The following is an 18,402-nucleotide window of genomic DNA, read 5'->3' as shown; positions in this document are numbered from 1 at the left end:
ACTGCGGGCGGGCACGGGGACCGATCCCACCCTACGCTCAGCGGATCAGCCCCCGCCGTCGCGCCTCGCGCACCGCCGCCGTACGCGAGTCCACCCCCAACTTGGTGTAGATGTGCACCAGATGGGACTTCACCGTGGCCTGGCTCAGGTGCAGCCGCTGGCTGATCCGCTGGTTGGCCAGCCCGTCCGCGACCAGCCCCAGCACCTCGGTCTCCCGGGCGCTGAGCGCCGCCGCCGGCGTCCGCATCCGCTCCAGCAGCCGGTCCGCGACGCTGGGCGCCAGCGCGCTGCGCCCGGCCGCGGCGGCCCGTACCGCCTGGGCCAGTTCCTCCGGTGGCGCGTCCTTCAGCAGGTAGCCGGTGGCGCCGGCCTCCAGGGCCGGCAGGGTGTCCGCGTCGGTGTCGTACGTGGTGACCACCAGCACCCGGGGCGCGCCCGGCCTGGCGGTGATCGCCGCGGTGGCCTGCGCCCCGTTCATCGCCGACCCCGGACCGAACTGGAGGTCCATCAGCACCACGTCCACGCCCGGCTCCGCGGCCAGCTCGACGGCCCGCTCGGCGGTGGCCGCCTCCGCGACGATGGTGAAGTCCGGCTCGGACTCCAGCACCGCCCGCAGTCCGGCCCGCACCACCGGGTGGTCGTCCGCGATGAGCAGCCCGATCACGAGCCGGCCTCCGCGGTGACCGGCAGCTGCACCGCCACCGCCGTGCCCTCGCCGGGCACCGACTCCACCGTGAAGCTGCCGCCGAGCGCCCGCGCCCTGGCCCGCATCGAGGGCAGCCCGAACCCGCCCTCCTCACTGGTGCGGCCCGCGACCGCCGCCGGATCGAACCCGGCCCCGTCGTCGACCACGTCCAACGCCACCTCGCCCTCCATGTAGCTGAGTGTCACCTCGGCGCGGGTCGCCGCCGCGTGCCGGATGGTGTTGCCGAGCGCCGACTGCGCGATCCGCAGCAGCGCGACCTCCTGCGCGGCCGGCAAGCGGACCGGGTCGCCGGAGACGTGCAGGTGGACGGGCAGCGTGCCGTGCGCCGTCGTCGTCGCGCACAGCCGCTCCAGCGCGACCGGCAGCGGATCCCCGTCCAGCGCGGGCGGGGTGAGCGCCCGGACGAACCTGCGGGCCTCGTCCAGGTTGTCCTGCGCGGCCTGGCGCGCCTGCTCGACGTACCCGGCGGCGGCCTCGGTGCGCTCCGGCAGGGCCCGCTGGGCGGCCCGCAGCAGCAACTGGATGGAGCTGAGGCTCTGCGCGAGGGTGTCGTGGATCTCCCGGGCGAGCCGCTCGCGCTCGGCCAGCACCCCGGCCGCGTGGTGCGCGGCGGCGGCGTCGGCGCGGGCGGCGGTGAGGTCGTCGATCAACCGGCGCCGCTCCTCGCTCTCCCGGTACAGCGCCTGGTAGCCGAGCACGGTCGCGGTGGCGACGGCCGCGCCGAGCGCGGGCCCGATCGAGGCGGCGAAGCTGAAGCTGTGCTGGTGCCAGGACCACGCGGCGATCGACGCGGCGGCGGTCAGCCCGACGGCGACCAGGCCGCCGCGCCGCCCGAGCAGGTGCAGCTCCAGGAAGTACAGCGGGAAGGCCAGCCAGACCCCGTCCTGGGTGGCGATCAGCACACCCGCCCAGGTGACGCCGAGCAGCACCAGCCAGAGCGCGGCCGCCCGGCGCGAACGGCGCACGGCGGCCAGCTGCGGCCCGACGGTGTAGACGGCCGCCATCGCGGTGGCCGCCGCGGCGACGGCCGCGGGATCACCGCTGCGGTCGACGAAGACGGCCCGGGCGACGGCGAGCGCGAGCAGGCCCGCCACGAGCAGGTGCAGGCAGACCTGGAGGACGCGGGCGACGGGGGTGGTTCTGGATCGTTCGGTCGCCATCCGTCCAGCCTAAGTCGGCACCACCGGTCCGGCATCAATCAAAAGGTTGAACTCGGCGTCTTCCCTTTGATGCCCAGGATGCAATCCCCGGCGCGATGCCCCGAGGCCCCGTCGTCCAGGACGGTGGAAGGGTCGAAAACACCTGCGCAGAGGAAGGCCCAACGTGTTCGTCGCCTGGAGGGACCTGAGGTTCGCCAAGGGGCGGTTCGCCCTGATGGGGACCGTCATCGTGCTGATCACCGTCCTGGTCGGCCTGCTGTCCGGACTGACCGCCGGGCTCGGCCGGCAGAACATCTCCGCCATCACCGGCCTGCCCGCCGACCACCTGGTCTTCGGCAAGCCCGCCGACGGGCAGAAGCTCTCCTTCACCGACTCCCAGGTCACCCCCGAACAGTGGCAGGCCTGGGCCCGCGAGCCCGGCGTCACCTCCGCCCAGCCGCTCGGCATCACCACCACCAAGGCCGCCGCCGGGCAGCGCACCGCCGCACTGTCCGCCTTCGGCGTCCCGGAGGGCTCCGGCCTCGCCCCGCAGGGCGGCCGGATCACCGCCGGCCAGGCCGTGCTGTCCAAGACCGCCGCGGAGAACCTGGGCGGCCTCACCACCGGCGCCGAGTTCACCCTGGCCGGGCACCCGCTGCGGGTCGCCGCCGTCGACGGCGACGCCGCGTACAGCCACACCCCGGTGATCTGGACCAGCCTCACCGACTGGCAGCGGTTCGCCCCCGGCGGCGCCGGCCACGCCACCGTCATCGCACTCGACACGGCGAAGGGCGCCGACCTGGCCGCCGCCGACGCCCGCCACGGCACCGAGACCCACACCCGCGACGACGCCCTCGCCGCGATCGGCTCCTACACCTCGGAGAACGGCTCCCTCCAGCTGATGCGCGGCTTCCTGTTCGCCATCTCCGCCCTGGTGATCGGCGCGTTCTTCACCGTCTGGACGATCCAGCGCAGCGGCGACATCGCCGTCCTCAAGGCCCTCGGCGCCTCAACCCGCTACCTGCTGCGCGACGCCCTCGGCCAGGCCGTCCTGCTGCTGGTGCTCGGCACCCTGCTGGGCACCGCGATCGCCTCCGGCTTCGGCGCGCTGATCGGCTCCGCCGTCCCCTTCGTGCTGGACGCCCCGACCGTCCTGCTGCCCGCCGCCGTCATGATCGCCCTCGGCGCGATCGGCGCGGCCCTGTCCATCCGCCGGATCACCTCCGTCGACCCGCTGACCGCCCTGGGGAGCGCCCGATGAACGAGCAAAGCGAAGTGACCATTGAAAGGTGCGCGTGGGCGAATGCCTCCGCCGAGCGAAGCGAGACGGGCGTATGAGCCTCGTACTGGACCGCATCACCCTGACCTACCCGGACGGCGACGGCCGCCTCACCGCCCTCGACGAGGTCTCGCTGACCGTCCCCAAGGGCTCGCTCACCGCCGTCGTCGGCCCCTCCGGCTCCGGCAAGTCCAGCCTGCTGGCGGTGGCCGCCACCCTGATCACCCCGGACTCCGGGCAGGTCGTCATCGACGGCACCGACACCACGGGCCTCAGCCGGGCGGACCTCACCGCGCTGCGCCGCAGCAGGATCGGCATCGTCTTCCAGCAGGCCAACCTGCTGCCCTCGCTCACCGCCGTGGAGCAGCTGCAGGTGATGGCCCACCTCGACGGCCGCCCCCCGCGCAGCGCCCTGCCCCGCGCCCTGGAACTCCTGGACGCCGTCGGCCTGCGCGACCAGGCCGCCCGCCGCCCCCACCAGCTCTCCGGCGGCCAGCGTCAGCGGGTCAACATCGCCCGCGCGCTGATGAACGACCCCACGGTGCTCCTGGTGGACGAACCCACCAGCGCCCTCGACCACGAACGCGGCGCCGCCGTCCTCGACCTGATCACCGACCTCACCCACCGCCGGGCCACCGCCACCGTCCTGGTCACCCACGACCGCACCCACCTGACGGCCGTCGACCAGGTCGCCGAGGTCCACGACGGCCGGCTGACGCTGCCCGCGGCGGCGGTCTGACCTACTTCTTGGCCGTCAGCACGTCGTCCACCGAGAGCGTCACCGACGCTCCGATCGACTCCGGCAGGGTGAAGGACTGCCCCGGGTGGTGGACGGCGTGCACGCGGTACTCGCCGTCCCGCGGGTCGGTCAGGACCATGACCTTCAGGTTCTTGCGGTCGACGATGGCGTAGACGGGCACTCCGGCTTCCGCGTACAAGGTCGGCTTGATCTTGAGATCGGTCAGGTGGTTCGAGGAGGTCACCTCCACCACCAGCCTGAAGATCGCCGGGTCGTAGCAGTTGCGCTCGATCAGGTGGTCCGCGTAGTCGGCATCGACGATCGACATGTCGGGAACGGCGTAGTCCGATGGCCCCTGGGGCAGCCAGAGGCCGATCCCCTGGATCACACGGGTCGTATCGCCGTGGAGGCCCGCCATGAGGAACGGAACGCTCATGCTGGTGAGAGAGTCACCGTGCTGGCCGTCTGCGGGCGGCGTCACTGTGATCTGTCCTCCGAGGATCTCGACCCGGTGCCCCACAAGCTGCTGGGAGACCAGCTCTGCGGATTCGAGCAGCGTCAGCTGCTCGAAGGGCTCTTCCACTGCTGCGGCGGACATGGATTTCCTCCTGGCTGCCGATGTCGAGAGCATCATCGTAGAACCCGGGCATCTCCCGACGCCCGATCCTCACTCTTCACCCGAACGAGCGGTTTGCCCCTACCTGGACCGCAGGCGCAGGGCCGAGGGCTCCGGCTCGGCGGGCTTCTCCTCGCCGGCCCACAGGGAGCGGACGTGGCTGAGGTGGCGGGTCATGCAGGCCTCCGCCCCGGCGGAGTCGCCGGCGAGCAGCAGGTCCAGCAGCTCCAGGTGCTCCTGGGCCGAGGAGACCAGCTCGCCGCGCTCGTCGAGCCGGTTGAGACCGTACAGGCGCGAGCGCTTGCGCAGGTCGCCGACGACCTCGACCAGCCGGCTGTTGCCGGCCAGACCCAGGAGGTCCAGGTGGAACTGGCGGTCGGCCTCCAGGTAGCCGATCAGGTCGTGCTTGCCGGCCGCCGCGACGATCGCCTCGGCCTGCGGGCGCAGCCGCTCCAGCTGCTCCTTGGTGGCGGTGCGGGCCACCCGGCCGACGGTCGGGACCTCGATCAGGGCGCGGATCTCGGTGAAGTCGTCGAGGTCGCGGTCGGTCAGCTCGGTGACCCGGAAGCCCTTGTTGCGGACGGCCTCGACCAGGCCCTCGCGGGCGAGGTCGAGCATGGCCTCGCGGACCGGCGTCGCGGAGACGCCGAAGTCGGCGGCGAGCGCGGGTGCGGAGTAGACCACGCCGGGGCGCAGTTCGCCGGAGATCAGGGCCGCCCGGAGTGCGTGGGCGACCTGGTCGCGAAGCCGCTCCTGTACGGAGATCAGGGTGCGGGATTTGAGGTCGGCCATGGTGTTCCTCCGGGTGGGTGCAGAACACCAGCGTACAATGTCACGTTACGTTGCGTGCGCAACAGCCAGTGATTCGAACACCCGTCACCAGCCCGTCACGAGCCCGCCGCGACGACCCCTCGCACCCCCCGAAAGCCATGGTGGCAGCGGCCGTCGGCCGTGACAACGGCCGACGGCACACGATCTTCAGGCCCACCTCCGGACCCGCACGGAGGGCTACGCCCGGCGGAACCGCCCCACCAGCGTGCTCAGGCTCGCCGCGCCGTTCCCGGCCTCGACACCCCGCCGGACCGCCTCCGCCAGGACGGCCGGCAGCGCGCCGTCCACCCCGGAGGCCTCCGCGGTGTGCCGGACGTGCTCGATGCTCGCCAGCGCCATCGCCAGCCGGTCGACGTCCCCGCGGTGGTCCCCGGCGGTGATCCGCGGTGCGTAGAACGCCTGGAAGCCGGGCATCGAGGCGGCGGTCGAGCTCAGGTACGGCAGGAACTCCTCGGCCGGGATCCCGTTGGCCTCGGCGATCGCCGTGGCGTGCAGGTAGCCGACCATCGAGGTCCAGAACAGGTCCATCTGGATCTGGTAGTACAGCTGCGCCAGCCCGGGGTCGTCGCCCCGGTAGTCGGCCCCGGTGAGCACCTCCAGGGCCGCCCGGTGCCGCCGGAACGGCTCGACCGGGCCGCTGTAGAAGGTGGACGACCCGGGGTTGCCGATGCCCGACGGCGGCACCTGCACCCCTCCGGTCAGGTGGACGGCGCCGAGCTCGGCCAGCCGGCGGGCGGCTTCGCGGGCCCGCCCGGGGGTGTCCGAGCTGAGGTTGGCGACGACCTTCCCCCGCAGCGCCGGCTCGACCGCCTCCAGCACCTCGAACACGGCGTCGTAGTCGGTGAGGCTGAGCACCACCAGCTCGTTCGCCGCCACCGCCGCCTCCGCGTCGGGCGCCAACCGCGCGCCCCGGGCGACGAGCTCCCCGGCCCGCGCGGCCGTGCGGTTCCACACCGTGACCTCGTACCCGGCGTCCAGGAACGCCCCGGCCATGGCCTGCCCCATCGGGCCGAGCCCGATCACCGTCACGGACCGCTTCGACTGCCGCTCAACGGACATGCGTCTTCCCCTCCACTGGACCGATCCTCTGGAACGAACGCTCTATTCAGAGCGCCGGGCCGACGCTAGCACAGGACTGGAACGAACGCTCTACTCAGAATCTCGGCTAGGATCGCGGCGTGAAGACGCCCGAGAGAGCCGACGCGAAGACCGGCCCGAAGGCCGGCGCGAAGACCGGCACGAAGACCGGCGCCGGCACCAGTGCGACGGCCGAGGCGAAACCCGGCACCCGCGAGCGGATCGTCCGGGCCACCTCCCGGCTGCTGCAGCGCCAGGGGTACGAGGGCACCGGGATCAAGCAGATCTCCCGCGAGGCCGAGGCCACCCTCGGGTCCGTCTACCACTTCTTCCCCGGCGGCAAGCAGGAGCTGGCCGCCGAGGCGATCCGGCACGGCGACGAGGAGTTCGCCGTCCTGCTGCGCGCCGGGCTCGGCTCCTCGCCGGACCTGGGCACGGCGATGACCTCCTGCACCCGGCTGCTCGCCACCGAACTGCGCAGGTCCGACTGGCAGGACGGCTGCCCGATCACCAGCACCGCCCTGGAGACGATCGGCCGGGCGCCGGTGATCGAGGAGGCGGTCGCCGAGGCCTTCGCCAACTGGCGGGCCCTCGTGACGGACCGGCTGCGCGCCGCCGGTATCGGCGAGGAGGACGCCCGCGAGCTGGCCGGCACGGTGATCGGCGCCCTGGAGGGCGCCGAGCTCGCCGCCCAGGTCGCCCGCAGCGAGGAGCCGCTGCTGGTCACCGGCAAGCACCTGGCCCGGCTGGTCACCGCCTACGCCGCCGACCGGGCCTGACACCGGGGCACCGGACACCGGACACCGGGCCAGCGAACCCGGCCGGGAAAACGCGAGGAGCCGGCGCAGCGGGGGATCCCTTCCCGCTGCGCCGGCTCCGGTTCCACGACTCCCGACCACCGACAGGAGTAACGGACGTGGGAATCGACATGGCGCTGTACGACGGCCGCCCGAACGACGGCCGCCGCACCCGCCCCCGGATGCTGCACCTTTCGAGCCCCGGCGAGGCCCTCACCATCGCCCTGGCCCGGCACACCGATCCGGCGCACCACCGGCTCGGCCGGATCGACCCGTACGGCGACACGCTGTTCAACGAACAGGACGCCGGCGCCGCCTTCGAGGAGGCCACCGCGCTGCTCGCCCGCTGCACCACCGAGGAGCAGCGGGCGGCCGTCCGCGACCTGCGTAACCTGCTCGCCAACTGTGCCGCCATTCCGGGCAGTTGGCTGGCCTTCCACGGAGACTGAGCGGCTACTGCCGCCGGTGCACCTCCGCCGCGACGGCCAGGTCCTGCCAGGCCATCCCGACGCTCTTGAAGAACCGCGGCCGCCCGTCCGGCACCAGCGCGTCGCCGCGCACCAGCTCGGCGAGGTTCCACAGCTGCCGCCCGGCCACGCCCGCCATCAGCAGGTCCCCGGCCTCCCGGGCCGCGACGCCGCGCGCCTCCACGTACAGCTCGGCCCGCCGGACCAGCAGCTCGTCCACCTCCCGGGCGTCCGGCTCGTGCGAGCCGACCGCCGCCACCGCCGCGTGCGCCGGCACCAGCGCACCGTCGAACAGCGGGGTGCGCGCGGTGGTGCAGCAGACCACCAGGTCCGCGTCGCGGACCGCCCGCGGGCCGCCGACCTCGGCCGCCAGTCCGAGCTCCCGCCCGTACGCGACCAGGGCCTGCGCCCGTTCGGCGTTGCGCGCCACCACGGTGAGCCGGCGCAGCGGGCGGACGGCGAGCAGGGCGTCCAGGTGTCCGTACGCCTGCGGTCCGGAGCCGAACAGCACCAGGTGCTCGGCCTCCGGCACGGCCAGCCGGCGCAGTGCGGCCGCGGTGACGGCGGGCGTGCGCAGCGCGGTGAGCGCGGCGCCGTCCAGCAGGGCGAGCGGCTGCAGGGTGGGCCCGTCGAGCAGCAGGTAGCTGCCGGTGATCCGGGGCAGCCCCTGTTCGGGGTTGGCGGGCGCAACCCCGGCGATCTTCACCCCGGCGTACGGCCCGGCGGCGGCCGGCATCAGCAGCAGTTCCCCGGCGGGGACGGGTACGGCCGACCGGGCGGGTGCCGCCTCCGGGTCGAACCCGTCCAACAGCACCCGCTCGATCGCCTCCACCGCGTCGGCGGGCCCGACCCCGCCGGTGCCCGCGACGGCGTACCGGAGCGGCACGACGGCCGTACCGGGCGGTGCGGTCGGGCTCACAGCAGGAACCCCGCTCCCAGTTCGTCGCCCGGCTCCAGGACGAAGCCGTGCTCGCCGGTGCGGTGGGCCGTCCCGCCGACCTCGGTGACCACGCCCTCGCCGTACGGGTCGCCGCCCGCGAGGAAGCGGCCGGTGAAGACCGTGCCGATGATCGACTCGTGCCGCAGCGGCTCGCCGGGGGCCAGCCGACCCTCGGCGGCGAGCACCGCGAGCCGGGCGGAGGTGCCGGAGCCGCAGGGCGAGCGGTCGATCTGGCCGTCGGCGAAGACGGTGACGTTCCGCTGGTTCAACCCGCCGTCCGCCGTGGGGAGTTCGTCGTACAGCACCACCCCGTACACGCCCGAGAGCCGGGCGTCCGTCGGGTGCGCGACCGCCTCCGCGTCGGCCAGCGCCGCCCTGATCTCCCGTCCGACGGCGGTGAGTTCGGGCAGCTGCGCCGGTTCCACGGCGAGCCCGAGGGCGGCGGCCGGCACCGAGGCGTAGCAGGCGCCGGAGTGCGCGACGGCGACCTCCACGGTGCCGCGCGAGGTCTCCACCGGCAGCTTCAGCGCGGTCACCCGGCTGGGCACGTTGCGGAAGGTCACCCCGGTGGTCCGCCCACCGGTCCGGTGCACCAGGGCGGTGACCCGGCCGGACGGCACGTCGATCCGCACCCGCGCCACGCCGTCGGCGGGGGCCGGGACGAGCCCGGAGTCCACCGCCCAGGCGCCGAGCGCGATGGTGCCGTGCCCGCAGGCGGTGGAGTAGCCGTCCTTGTGCCAGAACAGCACGCCCAGGTGCGCCTCGTCGTCGTCCGGCGCCACCAGGAAGCCGCCGTACATCCCGGCGTGGCCGCGGGGCTCCCGGCTGAGCAGCTGCCGGACGTCGTCCAGCGCGCTCGACCGGGGCGAGGTCGCGCTGCCGCCCGAGCCGATCGCGATGGCGCGGCGTTCGGCGACGCTGTCGCCGGGGATCGGCGGCACGCCGTCCAGCACGATCCGGAACGGCTCGCCGGCCGTGTGGTAGTCGACGGTGCGGACGAACATCAGGCGCCACCGCCCGGCAGCACGCTGACGGTCCGGCTGACGGTGTAGAAGTCCAGGGCCGCCTGGCCCTGCTCGCGGTCGCCGTGGCTCGCGCCCTTGGCCCCGCCGAAGGGCAGGTGGAAGTCGACGCCGCTGGACGGGGCGTTGACCCGGATCATGCCCGCGTCCAGCCGGTCGGCGGCGGCCAGCGCCACGTCCAGGCTGCGGGTGTGCACGGAGGTGGAGAGGCTGTGCGGGGTGTCGTTGGCCAGCGTGATGGCCTCGTCCAGGTCGGCCGCGGCGTGCAGCACCGCGATCGGGCCGAAGAACTCCTCGCGCGCCAGCGGGTGTTCGGCCGGCACCTCGGTGAGCAGGGTCGGCTCGACGTACCAGCCGGCCCGCTCGGGCACCCCGCCGCCCGCCAGGACGACGGCCCCGGACTCGACCGCCGAGGCGACGGCGCCGGTCAGCCGCTCCCGGGCCGCGGCGTTGATCACCGGCCCGCAGACCGCGTCGTCGACCGCCGCGAGCGCCTTGACCAGCGCCTCGCGCAGCGGCTCGTACGCGGCGCCGACCGCGATCACCCGGCTGGTGGCGGTGCACTTCTGCCCGGCGTACCCGGCGATGGCCGCGGCGATGTGCCCGGCGGCCTGCGCGATGTCGGCGTCCGGCAGCACCAGCGCGGCGTTCAGCCCGCCGAGTTCGGCCTGCACCGGCACCCCGCGCTCGGTCGCGGCCCGCACCACGGCCCGGCCGACGCCGGTCGAACCGGTGAAGGAGACCACGTCCACGGCGTCGACCAGCGCCGCGCCCTCCTCCGCCCCGCCGGGCAGCACGGTGAACACGTCCTCGGGCAGCCCGGCCAGCTCCGCCAGCCGCAGCGCGCAGGCGGTCGCCTCGGGCGCCGGCTTGAGCACCACCGCGTTGCCGACGGCGAGGGCCGGCGCGGCCTTCCAGGTCGGGATCGCCAGCGGGAAGTTCCACGGCGCGATCAGCCCGGCCACCCCGTACGGGCGGCGCCGGGTGAGCAGCAGCCCGGGCCCGGCGGCGGGCTCGTGCACGGCCCCGGAGGGCGCGTACGGGGCCTGCGCGTAGTAGCGCCAGATCGCCGCGGTGCGGGCGACCTCGCCGAGCGCCTCGGCCGACGGCTTGCCGACCTCGCGCACGATCAGCGCGGCCAGCTCGTGGGCGTGCGCCTCCACGGCGTCCGCGATCCGGCCGAGCGCCGCCGACCGGGCGCCCGCCCCGGCGGCGAGCCAGTCGCCCTGCGCCGCCCGGGCCCGCCCGACGGCGGCCCGCACGGCCTCGGCGCCGGGCTCCTCGACGGCGACGACGAGGTCGTCCGGGTCGGCGGGGTTGTACGAGGTGATGGTCACAGCCAGCAGCCCTTCGAGGGAGGTACGGGGACGAAGGAGGTAGGTGGGGTCAGAGCAGGAAGCCCGCCGGGAACGGGTCGCTCGGGTCGAGGAAGTACTGGGCGGTGCCGGTGACCCAGGCCCGCCCGGTGACGGTGGGCACCACGGCGGGCCGCCCGGCCACCTCGGTCTCCTCGACCAGCCGCCCGGTGAAGGTGGTCCCGATGAAGGAGTCGTTGCGGAAGTCCCGCCCGAGCGGCAGTTCGCCGCGCGCGTGCAGCTGGGCCATCCGCGCCGAGGTGCCGGTGCCGCAGGGCGAGCGGTCGAACCAGCCGGGGTGGATGGCCATCGCGTGCCGGGAGTGCTCGGCGGTGGAGCCGGGGGCGAGCAGCTGGACGTGGTGGCAGCTGTGGATGGACGGGTTCTCCGGGTGCACCGGCTTGTCCGGGCTCGCGTTGATCGCGTCCATCATCGCCAGGCCGGCGTCCAGGATCTCCTGCTTGCGCTCGCGCTCGAAGGGCAGCCCGAACTCGGCGAGCGGCAGGATGGCGTAGAAGTTGCCGCCGTACGCGAGGTCGTAGTTCACCGTGCCGTAGCCGGGCACCTCGATCTTGCGGTCCAGGGCGACGGAGTACGAGGGCACGTTGCGGATGGTCACCGCCTTGGCGGCGCCGTCCTCGACGTGCACCTCGGCGACCACCAGCCCGGCCGGGGTGTCCAGCCGCACGGTGGTGACCGGCTCGACCACCGGGACCATCCCGGTCTCGACCAGCACGGTGGCGACCCCGATGGTGCCGTGCCCGCACATCGGCAGCAGCCCGGAGACCTCGATGTAGAGCACCCCGAAGTCGGCGTCCGGGCGGGTCGGCGGCTGGAGGATCGCGCCGCTCATCGCCGCGTGGCCGCGCGGCTCGTACATCAGCAGGGTGCGGAAGTGGTCCAGGTGCTGCTGGAAGTGCACCCGGCGCTCGGCCATGGTGGCGCCGGGGATGACGCCGAAGCCGCCGGTGATCACCCGGGTCGGCATGCCCTCGGTGTGCGAGTCGACGGCGTGGAACACATGACGGCTCCGCATGGGTCACAACTCCCGTACAGGTTCGGATGGTGGGGGTGGGCCGGGCCGGCTGCCGCCGCAGCCGGCCCGGAGGCCCGGGGCCCGGAATCATCCGGGCAGGGGGGATCAGACCAGGCCGTCGGCCAGCGCCTTCTCGGTGGCCGCGCGGACGGCCGTCTCGATCTCCGGGGTGAGCGGCTGGCGCGGGGCGCGGACCGGGCCGCCGGGGCGCCCGGCGATGTCCATGGAGAGCTTGATGGCCTGGACGAACTCGGTCTTGGAGTCCCAGCGCAGCAGCGAGTGCAGCGACTTGTAGAGCGGCAGCGCGTTCTCCAGGTCCTTGGAGACGGCGGCGTCGTAGAGCGCCACCGACGCGGCCGGCAGGGCGTTCGGGTAGCCGGCGATCCAGCCGACCGCGCCCGCGAGCGCCAGCTCCAGCAGCACGTCGTCGGCGCCGATCAGCAGGTCCAGCCCGGGGGCCAGCTCGGCGATCTCGTAGGCCCGACGGACGTCGCCGCTGAACTCCTTGACGGCGACGATCGAGCCCTCGGCGTGCAGCTGGGCGAGCAGCGGGGGGACGAGGTCGACCTTGGTGTCGATCGGGTTGTTGTACGCCACGATCGGCAGGCCGGCCTTGGCGACCTCGGCGTAGTGGGCCCGCACCGAGGCGTGGTCGGCCCGGTAGGCGTTCGGCGGCAGCAGCAGGACGGAGCCGGCACCGGCCTCGGCGGCCTGCTCGGCCCAGCGGCGGGACTCGGCGCTGCCGTAGGCGGCCACGCCGGGCATGACCCGGGAGCCGTCGCCGGCCGCCTCGACGGCGACCTCGACGACCTTGGCGCGCTCCTCGGCGGTGAGCGTCTGGTACTCGCCCAGCGAGCCGTTGGGGACGACGCCCTCGCAGCCGGAGTCGATCAGCCAGCGGACGTGCTCGGCGTAGGCGTCGTAGTCGACGGAGTGGTCCGGGCGCAGCGGCAGCGTGGTGGCGACCATGATGCCGCGCCACGGACGGGTGGTGTCGTGCTGGGTGATGGACACGTGAACTCCTTGATGAGGTGTGACATTTTACAAGAGCGGGCAGGCCGGAGACAAGGTCCCCGGCCCACCGTTCGACGGCGGACCGGCTACGCCTCGGGCTCGGGCCCGGCGGCCAACTGGGAGAGCGGCACCGGGCAACCCAGTGGCCGCCGGTCCGGCCCCGGCTCACCCGAACCGGCCAGGCAGGCCACGGCCGGACCGCACATCCGGCCCTGGCACCAGCCCATCCCGGCCCGGGTGAGCAGCTTGACGGTGCGCGGATCGCCCGCGCCCAGCTCGTCGACGGCCTCCCGGATCGCCGCGACAGGCACCTCCTCGCACCGGCACACGTCGGTGTCCGGGCGCAGCCAGCCGGTCCAGCCGGGCCCCGGCCGGTGGGCGGCGGCCATCAGCCCGGCGAAGGCCCGCAGCCGCGAGCGGCGGCGCAGCAGCGCGGCCGCGGGCAGCTCGCCGGCCACCGCGTGGGCGGCCAGCTCGCCCTCGGCGAGCGCGAGGTCCGCGCCGCCGACGCCGTTGGTCTCCCCCGCCGACCAGAGGCCGGGCACGCTGGTGCGCAGCCGGGCGTCGACCTCCAGCGCGACGGCGCCGTCCGGCCCGGTCACGGTCCGCGCACCCAGCTCGGTGGCCAGGTCGATCTGCGGCAGCAGGCCGTGGCCGACGGCGAGCGCGTCGCAGTCGATCCGCCGCTCGGTGCCGGGCACCGGCCGCCAGTCCGCGTCCAGCCGGGCCACCGTGACGCCGGTGACCCGGTCCGTCCCGTGCGCCTCGACCACCGCGCTGCGCGGGCGCAGCCGCACCCCGTGCCGCAGCAGCGCGCCACCGTGCCCGGCACCCTCGACCAGCTTGCCGGGGACGCCCGCCAGTACGCCGGGGCGCCGTACGTACCCGAGGTAGGCGGTGGCCTCGACCACCGCGGGCACCTCGGCCCCGGCGGTGACCAGCGAGGAGGCGGCCGCGAGCAGCAGCGGGCCGCTGCCGGCCACCACGATCCGCTTCCCGGGCAGCACCAGTCCGGCCTTGAGCATGGCCTGGGCGCCGCCCGCGGTGACCACCCCGGGCAGGGTCCAGCCGGGGAAGGGCAGCTGCCGCTCGTACGCGCCGGTGGCGAGCAGCACCGACCGGGACCGGACGGTGGCCCGGTCGGTGCTCTCCGGTCCGCGGGTGACGTGCACCGCGAAGCCGTCGCCGGTGCGCTCCAGCGCCCAGACGTGGTGGCCGGCCAGGAAGGCGGCCCGCCCGGCGCGCTCGTGCGCGTCGAGCCGGCCGGCCAGACCGGTGTAGGCGGACCAGTGGTGGTGCAGCCGGTCGGGGCGGGCCGCGCCGAGGCCGGGCGCCGGGTGGCGGTAGTACTGCCCGCCGGTGCTCTGCCCGCCGTCCAGCAGGGCGCAGCGCAGCCCGAGGTCGGCGGCGGTGACGGCGGCGGCCAGCCCGGCCGGGCCGGCGCCCACCACGACGAGGTCGAAGGTCTCAGACGGCGAGGTCAGCACGGCCGTGGCCCTCCTGGGTGGTGACGGTGGTGCCGGGCTCGGCGGGGAGCAGGCAGGTGCGCTGGTTGGGGCGGCCGTCGACGGTGGCCAGGCAGTCGAAGCAGGCGCCGATCCCGCAGAACGCCCCGCGCGGCGTGCCGCCGACCCGGGTGGTGCGCCAGGCGAGCACGCCGTCGGCCCAGAGCGCGGCGGCGATCGACTGCCCGGGCAGCGCGGGGACGGGCCGCCCGTCGAACTCGATGTGGTGGGCGGGCCCTGGCTCGGCCTCGACCAGCCCGGCGGGGGTGCGGCGGCGCATCGGCGGCTTCTCCAATCCTGGACGGAATCTCATGTCTGGCGGTCGTGGGGCCGGTGGTCGCCCGGCCGGGCCGTCACCCGGCCGGGCGTCACTCGGCCGGGCGTCACTCGGCGGAACTCTCCTCGACGGGGAACCGGTCCGCCCGGAACGGCGCGAGGTCGAGCTCCGGCCGCTTGCCGGTGAGCTGCTCGCTGATCAGCAGTCCGGTCGCCGGGGCCAGCCCGATGCCGGCCCCCTCGTGCCCGCAGGCGTGGTACAGCCCGGGCACCCGGGGGTCCGCCCCGATGGCCGGCAGGTGGTCCGGCAGGTACGGGCGGAAGCCCCGGTAGGTGCGCATCACAGTGACTCCGGCGAGCACCGGGAACAGCGCGGCGGCCTGGGCGGCGAGCCGCTGCAGCACCTCCTGGGAGAGGGTGCGGTCGAAGCCGACCCGCTCCCGGCTGGCGCCGATCAGCACCGGCCCGCCCGGGGTGCCCTCGATCACGGCGGAGGTCTCCAGCCCGGCGGATCCGCTGGCCACGTTGGCGACGTAGTCGGCCGCGTAGACCTTGTGCCGCACGACCCGCGGCAGCGGCTCAGTGACCAGTACGAAGCCGCGCCGGGGCAGCACCGGCAGGTGCACCCCGGCCAGTGCGGCCACCTCGCCGCCCCAGGTGCCGGCCGCGTTCACCACGGCGCCGGCGGCCAGGCCGCGCCGGTCGGTCCGCACGCCGCGCACGGCGCCGTCCGGGCCCCGGTCGATGGCGGTGACGCTCTCCCCGGTGATCAGCCGGGCGCCCATCCGGCGGGCCTCGCGCAGCAGGTGGGCGGCGGCGAGGGCGGGCTGGACCTGGGCGTCCTGCGGGTAGTGGAAGCCGCCGGCCAGGCCCTCGGCCAGGTGCGGCTCCAGCTCGCGCAGCCGCTCGCCGGGCACCTCCTCGGCCTCGACCCCGACGGCCCGCTGCCCGGCGGCGAAGGCCCGCAGCGCGTCCTGTCCGGCGGCGGTGGAGGCGACCACCACGCCGCCCTTGGGCTCGTACTCGACGGCCGGGCCGAGCCGCTCGGCGAGTTCGCGCCAGAGCCGGGTGCTGAGCAGGGCGAGGTCGAGTTCGGGGCCGGGTTCCTTGTCGGAGACCAGCAGGTTGCCCTCGCCCGCGCCGGTGGTGCCGCCGGCCACCGGGCCGCGGTCCACGACGGCGACGGCGAGCCCGGCGCGGGCGGCGTAGTAGGCGCAGGCGGCGCCGACCACACCGGCGCCGACCACGACGACGTCCAGGGGAGGTCTCTCGGTCTTCAGCACCTCAGTAATATGTCACATGCCATGGAAGCTGCCAAGCCCGCCACCCGAAACCGGGAGCACCCCCGACCAGCGGAAAGGCCCGAACGCCGAGGAGCCCCGGCCCACCGCTCGGCAGAGCGGCGGACCGGGGCTCCCTCAGGGCCTATCGGCTCGGGCGACTCAGGTGATGTCGTCCATCTCCTCGCGGCGGGACGCCGGCACCGCCGCGTCGGCCGCCGGGGCCGCCGAGGCCTCGACGGACTCCGCACCGGCCACCGGCCGCACCGAGAGGTCCAGGCGCGAGGCCTCCTCGTCGTCCAGCCCCGCGTCCGGGTTGCGGCGCGCCTTCCGCTTGTCGTTGAAGAGCGCGATCCCCACCGCGATGAAGTACAGCGCCCAGATCGGCGCGGCCAGCGCCAGCATGCTCAGCGGGTCGGCGCTCGGCGTGGCGAAGGCCGCGAACACCGTGATGCCCATGACCATGCCGCGCCACCAGCCCAGCAGCCGCTTGCCGGTGACCATGCCGATGACGTTCAGCATCACCAGCAGCAGCGGGAACTCGAAGGCCAGGCCGAAGACCAGCACCATCCTGGTGGCGATGTCGAAGTAGTCCTCGGGCGGCAGGATCGGCGTGGTGTTGTTCGGGGTGAACGAGATCAGCACGTCGATCGTGGTCGGCAGCACCAGGATGGCCACGGCCACACCGGCCAGGAAGAGCGGCGTCCCGCAGAGCAGGAAGACGACCGTGTACTTCTTCTCGTGCTTGTGCAGGCCGGGCGCCACGAAGGCCCAGACCTGGTAGAGCCAGATCGGCACGGTCGCGACCACACCGGCCGTCAGGGCCACCTTCAGCATCCAGGTGAAACCGGCGGTCAGGCCGATGTTGGATACCTGGGCGCACTTGCCGTGGTAGTGCTTGGCCAGCTCCGGGGTGTTGCACTGCGGCAGCGGCTTCAGCAGCAGGTCCTCGAGCTGCTTGTGGTAGATCGCCGCCACGATGGTGATCACCACGATCGCCAGGACCGACTTGACCACGCGGTTGCGCAGTTCCCGCAGGTGGTCGGCGAGGGCCATCCGCCCCTCAGGATCCTTTGACGCCTTCGGCGCCTTGGAGAGCTTGCTCAACCCCGGTCCTCAACTCGTGCGTGGGGGCCCGCCGGTCGACGGGCCTCCGAAGTCGCGTACGTCACGTGCGCCGCGCTCAGTGCGGGCGGTCGCCGTCGGGCGCGGAGGCCCCGGCGGCGGACTCGTTCACCGGACGGGCCGTGGCCGCCGCGCCCGGGGCGGACTGGATGGTCTTGCCCGCACCACCGTCGACCGGAGCCGGAGCGGGCCGGGCCGGCTGCTCGGACTCGCCGTCCGAACGCATCGCCTGCGCCTCGCTCTTCAGGATCCGCATCGACTTGCCCAGCGAGCGCGCCAGGTCCGGCAGCCGCTTGGCTCCGAACAGCACGATGGCGAGAACCACGATCACCACGATCGCGGTCATCGAGATGCGCATGCGCGACCACCTTCAGTCATGGCGGCCCGACGGGCCGTCCGCTGCGGATGGTAACCGCTGCGGATGACGCCACGACGACGGCCGCCCGAACAGGACAGCGGCCCCCGGAACGCGGTTCAGGAGCCACCTCAGAGCGTAACCCGACCCCACCCGCGCGCAGCAGCCCCCGTACCACCACCGGCCCAACCGTGCTACGCGGAACTAGGGCCTGTCGTCAAACTCGCGTCTGCGGGGCGACGCCGGGGCACGCACCTCGCCGCGTTGTCGTCGGTCGCCAATGCTCCGCAGTGGCTCCCTCCTCCGCCTTGCGATGCACGCACCCCAACGCCGCCCCGCCCGCCCTCCGGGCGGACGACGGGAGTTTGAAGACAGGCCCTAGGCGACCGGGACGGCCCGCTCCTCGACCGGGGCGTTCGCCGCCGGCATCGCCTCCGCCAGGTCCTCGGCCGCCGCGGCCAGCGCCCGCGAGGCCCGGTCCACGCCCTTGGCCAGCGCCCGCACGTCCAGCCAGAGCCGGATCGCGAGGACCCCGAGGACCAGCAGGCCCACGGTGGCGAGCAGGACGGCGGCGACGAGCATCCAGGACATGCGCCCCACCCTATACGGGGGTCACCCCTCCGCCGGGACGAGCCGCATGGTGCGCACCCCGGCCCCGGTGAGCGCCTCGACGATCTTCTCCCCGGCCGGCTTGCGCACCGCCGCCCCGCACCGCGGGCAGCCGAAGCTGTAGTGCGCCTGGGCCGGGGTGCGACCGAGGGTCAGGCGGAAGTCCTCGGCCGGGAGCTCCACCTTCTCCCGGCACTCGGAGCAGTACACCTTGAATCTGGTCCCGGGTTCCAC

21 protein-coding genes are annotated in these 18,402 nt (G+C 74.4%); 4 read left to right on the top strand and 17 right to left on the bottom strand.

The window, feature by feature from the left end:
* Positions 1-37 precede the first annotated feature (37 nt).
* Positions 38-664, bottom strand: a complete 627-nt coding sequence (locus ACGF13_RS15760) for a response regulator (protein ID WP_392874456.1) — start codon at positions 662-664, stop codon at positions 38-40.
* Positions 661-1,866 (bottom strand): sensor histidine kinase, encoded by a 1,206-nt coding sequence (locus ACGF13_RS15755; RefSeq protein ID WP_392874453.1) that lies wholly within the window; start codon positions 1,864-1,866, stop codon positions 661-663. The genes ACGF13_RS15760 and ACGF13_RS15755 overlap by 4 nt, the downstream gene beginning before the upstream one ends.
* Before the next feature lie 163 nt (positions 1,867-2,029).
* Here ACGF13_RS15755 and ACGF13_RS15750 point away from each other — a divergent pair, with 163 nt between their 5' ends.
* The gene (locus ACGF13_RS15750) at positions 2,030-3,106 is read left to right on the top strand and encodes an ABC transporter permease (RefSeq protein ID WP_392874451.1); all 1,077 of its coding nucleotides are present in this window, start codon (positions 2,030-2,032) and stop codon (positions 3,104-3,106) included.
* A 73-nt stretch (positions 3,107-3,179) separates the two neighbouring features.
* Positions 3,180-3,863: an ABC transporter ATP-binding protein gene (locus tag ACGF13_RS15745; RefSeq protein ID WP_392874448.1), complete on the top strand. Its 684-nt coding sequence runs from the start codon at positions 3,180-3,182 to the stop codon at positions 3,861-3,863.
* Between the two features lies 1 nt (position 3,864).
* Here ACGF13_RS15745 and ACGF13_RS15740 read toward each other — a convergent pair whose 3' ends face one another.
* The 3 genes from ACGF13_RS15740 to ACGF13_RS15730 all read right to left on the bottom strand — a co-directional run bounded on the left by ACGF13_RS15740 (position 3,865) and on the right by ACGF13_RS15730 (position 6,369).
* The gene (locus ACGF13_RS15740) at positions 3,865-4,461 is read right to left on the bottom strand and encodes a Uma2 family endonuclease (protein WP_392874445.1); all 597 of its coding nucleotides are present in this window, start codon (positions 4,459-4,461) and stop codon (positions 3,865-3,867) included.
* A 99-nt stretch (positions 4,462-4,560) separates the two neighbouring features.
* Positions 4,561-5,271 (bottom strand): GntR family transcriptional regulator, encoded by a 711-nt coding sequence (locus ACGF13_RS15735; protein WP_392874442.1) that lies wholly within the window; start codon positions 5,269-5,271, stop codon positions 4,561-4,563.
* Positions 5,272-5,487: 216 nt separating this feature from the next.
* Positions 5,488-6,369: an NAD(P)-dependent oxidoreductase gene (locus tag ACGF13_RS15730; RefSeq protein ID WP_392874440.1), complete on the bottom strand. Its 882-nt coding sequence runs from the start codon at positions 6,367-6,369 to the stop codon at positions 5,488-5,490.
* A gap of 119 nt (positions 6,370-6,488) precedes the next feature.
* Between ACGF13_RS15730 and ACGF13_RS15725 the strand changes: the two genes are divergently transcribed.
* Both ACGF13_RS15725 and ACGF13_RS15720 read left to right on the top strand, forming a co-directional pair.
* Positions 6,489-7,166 (top strand): TetR/AcrR family transcriptional regulator, encoded by a 678-nt coding sequence (locus tag ACGF13_RS15725; RefSeq protein WP_392874438.1) that lies wholly within the window; start codon positions 6,489-6,491, stop codon positions 7,164-7,166.
* A gap of 137 nt (positions 7,167-7,303) precedes the next feature.
* Positions 7,304-7,633 (top strand): hypothetical protein, encoded by a 330-nt coding sequence (locus ACGF13_RS15720; RefSeq protein WP_392874435.1) that lies wholly within the window; start codon positions 7,304-7,306, stop codon positions 7,631-7,633.
* A 4-nt stretch (positions 7,634-7,637) separates the two neighbouring features.
* Here the strand turns inward: ACGF13_RS15720 and ACGF13_RS15715 are convergent, their stop codons facing one another.
* The 12 genes from ACGF13_RS15715 to ACGF13_RS15660 form a co-directional block, all read right to left on the bottom strand.
* Positions 7,638-8,570 carry an ornithine cyclodeaminase family protein gene (locus ACGF13_RS15715; RefSeq protein WP_392874432.1) on the bottom strand — a complete coding sequence of 311 codons (933 nt, stop codon included), beginning with the start codon at positions 8,568-8,570 and terminating at the stop codon, positions 7,638-7,640.
* Positions 8,567-9,595: a proline racemase family protein gene (locus tag ACGF13_RS15710; RefSeq protein WP_392874430.1), complete on the bottom strand. Its 1,029-nt coding sequence runs from the start codon at positions 9,593-9,595 to the stop codon at positions 8,567-8,569. Before ACGF13_RS15710 ends, ACGF13_RS15715 begins: the two co-directional genes overlap by 4 nt.
* On the bottom strand, positions 9,595-10,950 hold the full coding sequence (locus ACGF13_RS15705; protein ID WP_392874427.1) for an aldehyde dehydrogenase family protein: 1,356 nt from the start codon (positions 10,948-10,950) through the stop codon (positions 9,595-9,597). The genes ACGF13_RS15710 and ACGF13_RS15705 overlap by 1 nt, the downstream gene beginning before the upstream one ends.
* A gap of 49 nt (positions 10,951-10,999) precedes the next feature.
* Complete coding sequence (locus tag ACGF13_RS15700) at positions 11,000-12,004, bottom strand: proline racemase family protein (RefSeq protein WP_392874424.1); 1,005 nt, start codon at positions 12,002-12,004, stop codon at positions 11,000-11,002.
* 105 nt (positions 12,005-12,109) lie between these two features.
* Positions 12,110-12,973, bottom strand: a complete 864-nt coding sequence (locus ACGF13_RS15695) for a dihydrodipicolinate synthase family protein (RefSeq protein ID WP_392875753.1) — start codon at positions 12,971-12,973, stop codon at positions 12,110-12,112.
* A 131-nt stretch (positions 12,974-13,104) separates the two neighbouring features.
* On the bottom strand, positions 13,105-14,505 hold the full coding sequence (locus ACGF13_RS15690; RefSeq protein WP_392874421.1) for an NAD(P)/FAD-dependent oxidoreductase: 1,401 nt from the start codon (positions 14,503-14,505) through the stop codon (positions 13,105-13,107).
* Positions 14,486-14,803: a (2Fe-2S)-binding protein gene (locus ACGF13_RS15685; RefSeq protein WP_392874418.1), complete on the bottom strand. Its 318-nt coding sequence runs from the start codon at positions 14,801-14,803 to the stop codon at positions 14,486-14,488. Before ACGF13_RS15685 ends, ACGF13_RS15690 begins: the two co-directional genes overlap by 20 nt.
* A gap of 103 nt (positions 14,804-14,906) precedes the next feature.
* Positions 14,907-16,082 (bottom strand): NAD(P)/FAD-dependent oxidoreductase, encoded by a 1,176-nt coding sequence (locus ACGF13_RS15680; RefSeq protein WP_392874415.1) that lies wholly within the window; start codon positions 16,080-16,082, stop codon positions 14,907-14,909.
* Positions 16,083-16,241: 159 nt separating this feature from the next.
* Positions 16,242-17,186 carry a twin-arginine translocase subunit TatC gene (tatC, locus tag ACGF13_RS15675; protein ID WP_392874412.1) on the bottom strand — a complete coding sequence of 315 codons (945 nt, stop codon included), beginning with the start codon at positions 17,184-17,186 and terminating at the stop codon, positions 16,242-16,244.
* A 76-nt stretch (positions 17,187-17,262) separates the two neighbouring features.
* On the bottom strand, positions 17,263-17,562 hold the full coding sequence (gene tatA, locus ACGF13_RS15670) for a Sec-independent protein translocase subunit TatA (protein ID WP_392874409.1): 300 nt from the start codon (positions 17,560-17,562) through the stop codon (positions 17,263-17,265).
* 375 nt (positions 17,563-17,937) lie between these two features.
* Positions 17,938-18,150: a hypothetical protein gene (locus ACGF13_RS15665; RefSeq protein WP_392874406.1), complete on the bottom strand. Its 213-nt coding sequence runs from the start codon at positions 18,148-18,150 to the stop codon at positions 17,938-17,940.
* A gap of 21 nt (positions 18,151-18,171) precedes the next feature.
* Entirely contained in the window at positions 18,172-18,402 is a 231-nt protein-coding gene (locus ACGF13_RS15660) for a hypothetical protein (protein ID WP_049652006.1), read from the bottom strand.

The organism is Kitasatospora sp. NPDC048286, from assembly GCF_043201735.1.
In the GTDB taxonomy this organism is placed as follows: Bacteria; Actinomycetota; Actinomycetes; order Streptomycetales; family Streptomycetaceae; genus Kitasatospora.
The sequence above is the reverse complement of the archived record's forward strand: the minus strand, read 5'-3'. Positions and strand labels throughout refer to the sequence as shown.

Excerpts from the sequence above, each read along its gene's own strand:
- ACGF13_RS15755 (WP_392874453.1), bottom strand. The coding sequence starts at position 1,866 with ATGGCGACCGAACGATCCAGAACCACCCCCGTCGCCCGCGTCCTCCAG.
- ACGF13_RS15745 (WP_392874448.1), top strand. The coding sequence starts at position 3,180 with ATGAGCCTCGTACTGGACCGCATCACCCTGACCTACCCGGACGGCGAC.
- ACGF13_RS15740 (WP_392874445.1), bottom strand. The coding sequence starts at position 4,461 with ATGTCCGCCGCAGCAGTGGAAGAGCCCTTCGAGCAGCTGACGCTGCTC.
- ACGF13_RS15735 (WP_392874442.1), bottom strand. The coding sequence starts at position 5,271 with ATGGCCGACCTCAAATCCCGCACCCTGATCTCCGTACAGGAGCGGCTT.
- ACGF13_RS15730 (WP_392874440.1), bottom strand. The coding sequence starts at position 6,369 with ATGTCCGTTGAGCGGCAGTCGAAGCGGTCCGTGACGGTGATCGGGCTC.
- ACGF13_RS15710 (WP_392874430.1), bottom strand. The coding sequence starts at position 9,595 with ATGTTCGTCCGCACCGTCGACTACCACACGGCCGGCGAGCCGTTCCGG.
- ACGF13_RS15700 (WP_392874424.1), bottom strand. The coding sequence starts at position 12,004 with ATGCGGAGCCGTCATGTGTTCCACGCCGTCGACTCGCACACCGAGGGC.
- ACGF13_RS15695 (WP_392875753.1), bottom strand. The coding sequence starts at position 12,973 with ATGGTCGCCACCACGCTGCCGCTGCGCCCGGACCACTCCGTCGACTAC.
- ACGF13_RS15685 (WP_392874418.1), bottom strand. The coding sequence starts at position 14,803 with ATGCGCCGCCGCACCCCCGCCGGGCTGGTCGAGGCCGAGCCAGGGCCC.
- tatA (WP_392874409.1), bottom strand. The coding sequence starts at position 17,562 with ATGCGCATCTCGATGACCGCGATCGTGGTGATCGTGGTTCTCGCCATC.
- ACGF13_RS15665 (WP_392874406.1), bottom strand. The coding sequence starts at position 18,150 with ATGTCCTGGATGCTCGTCGCCGCCGTCCTGCTCGCCACCGTGGGCCTG.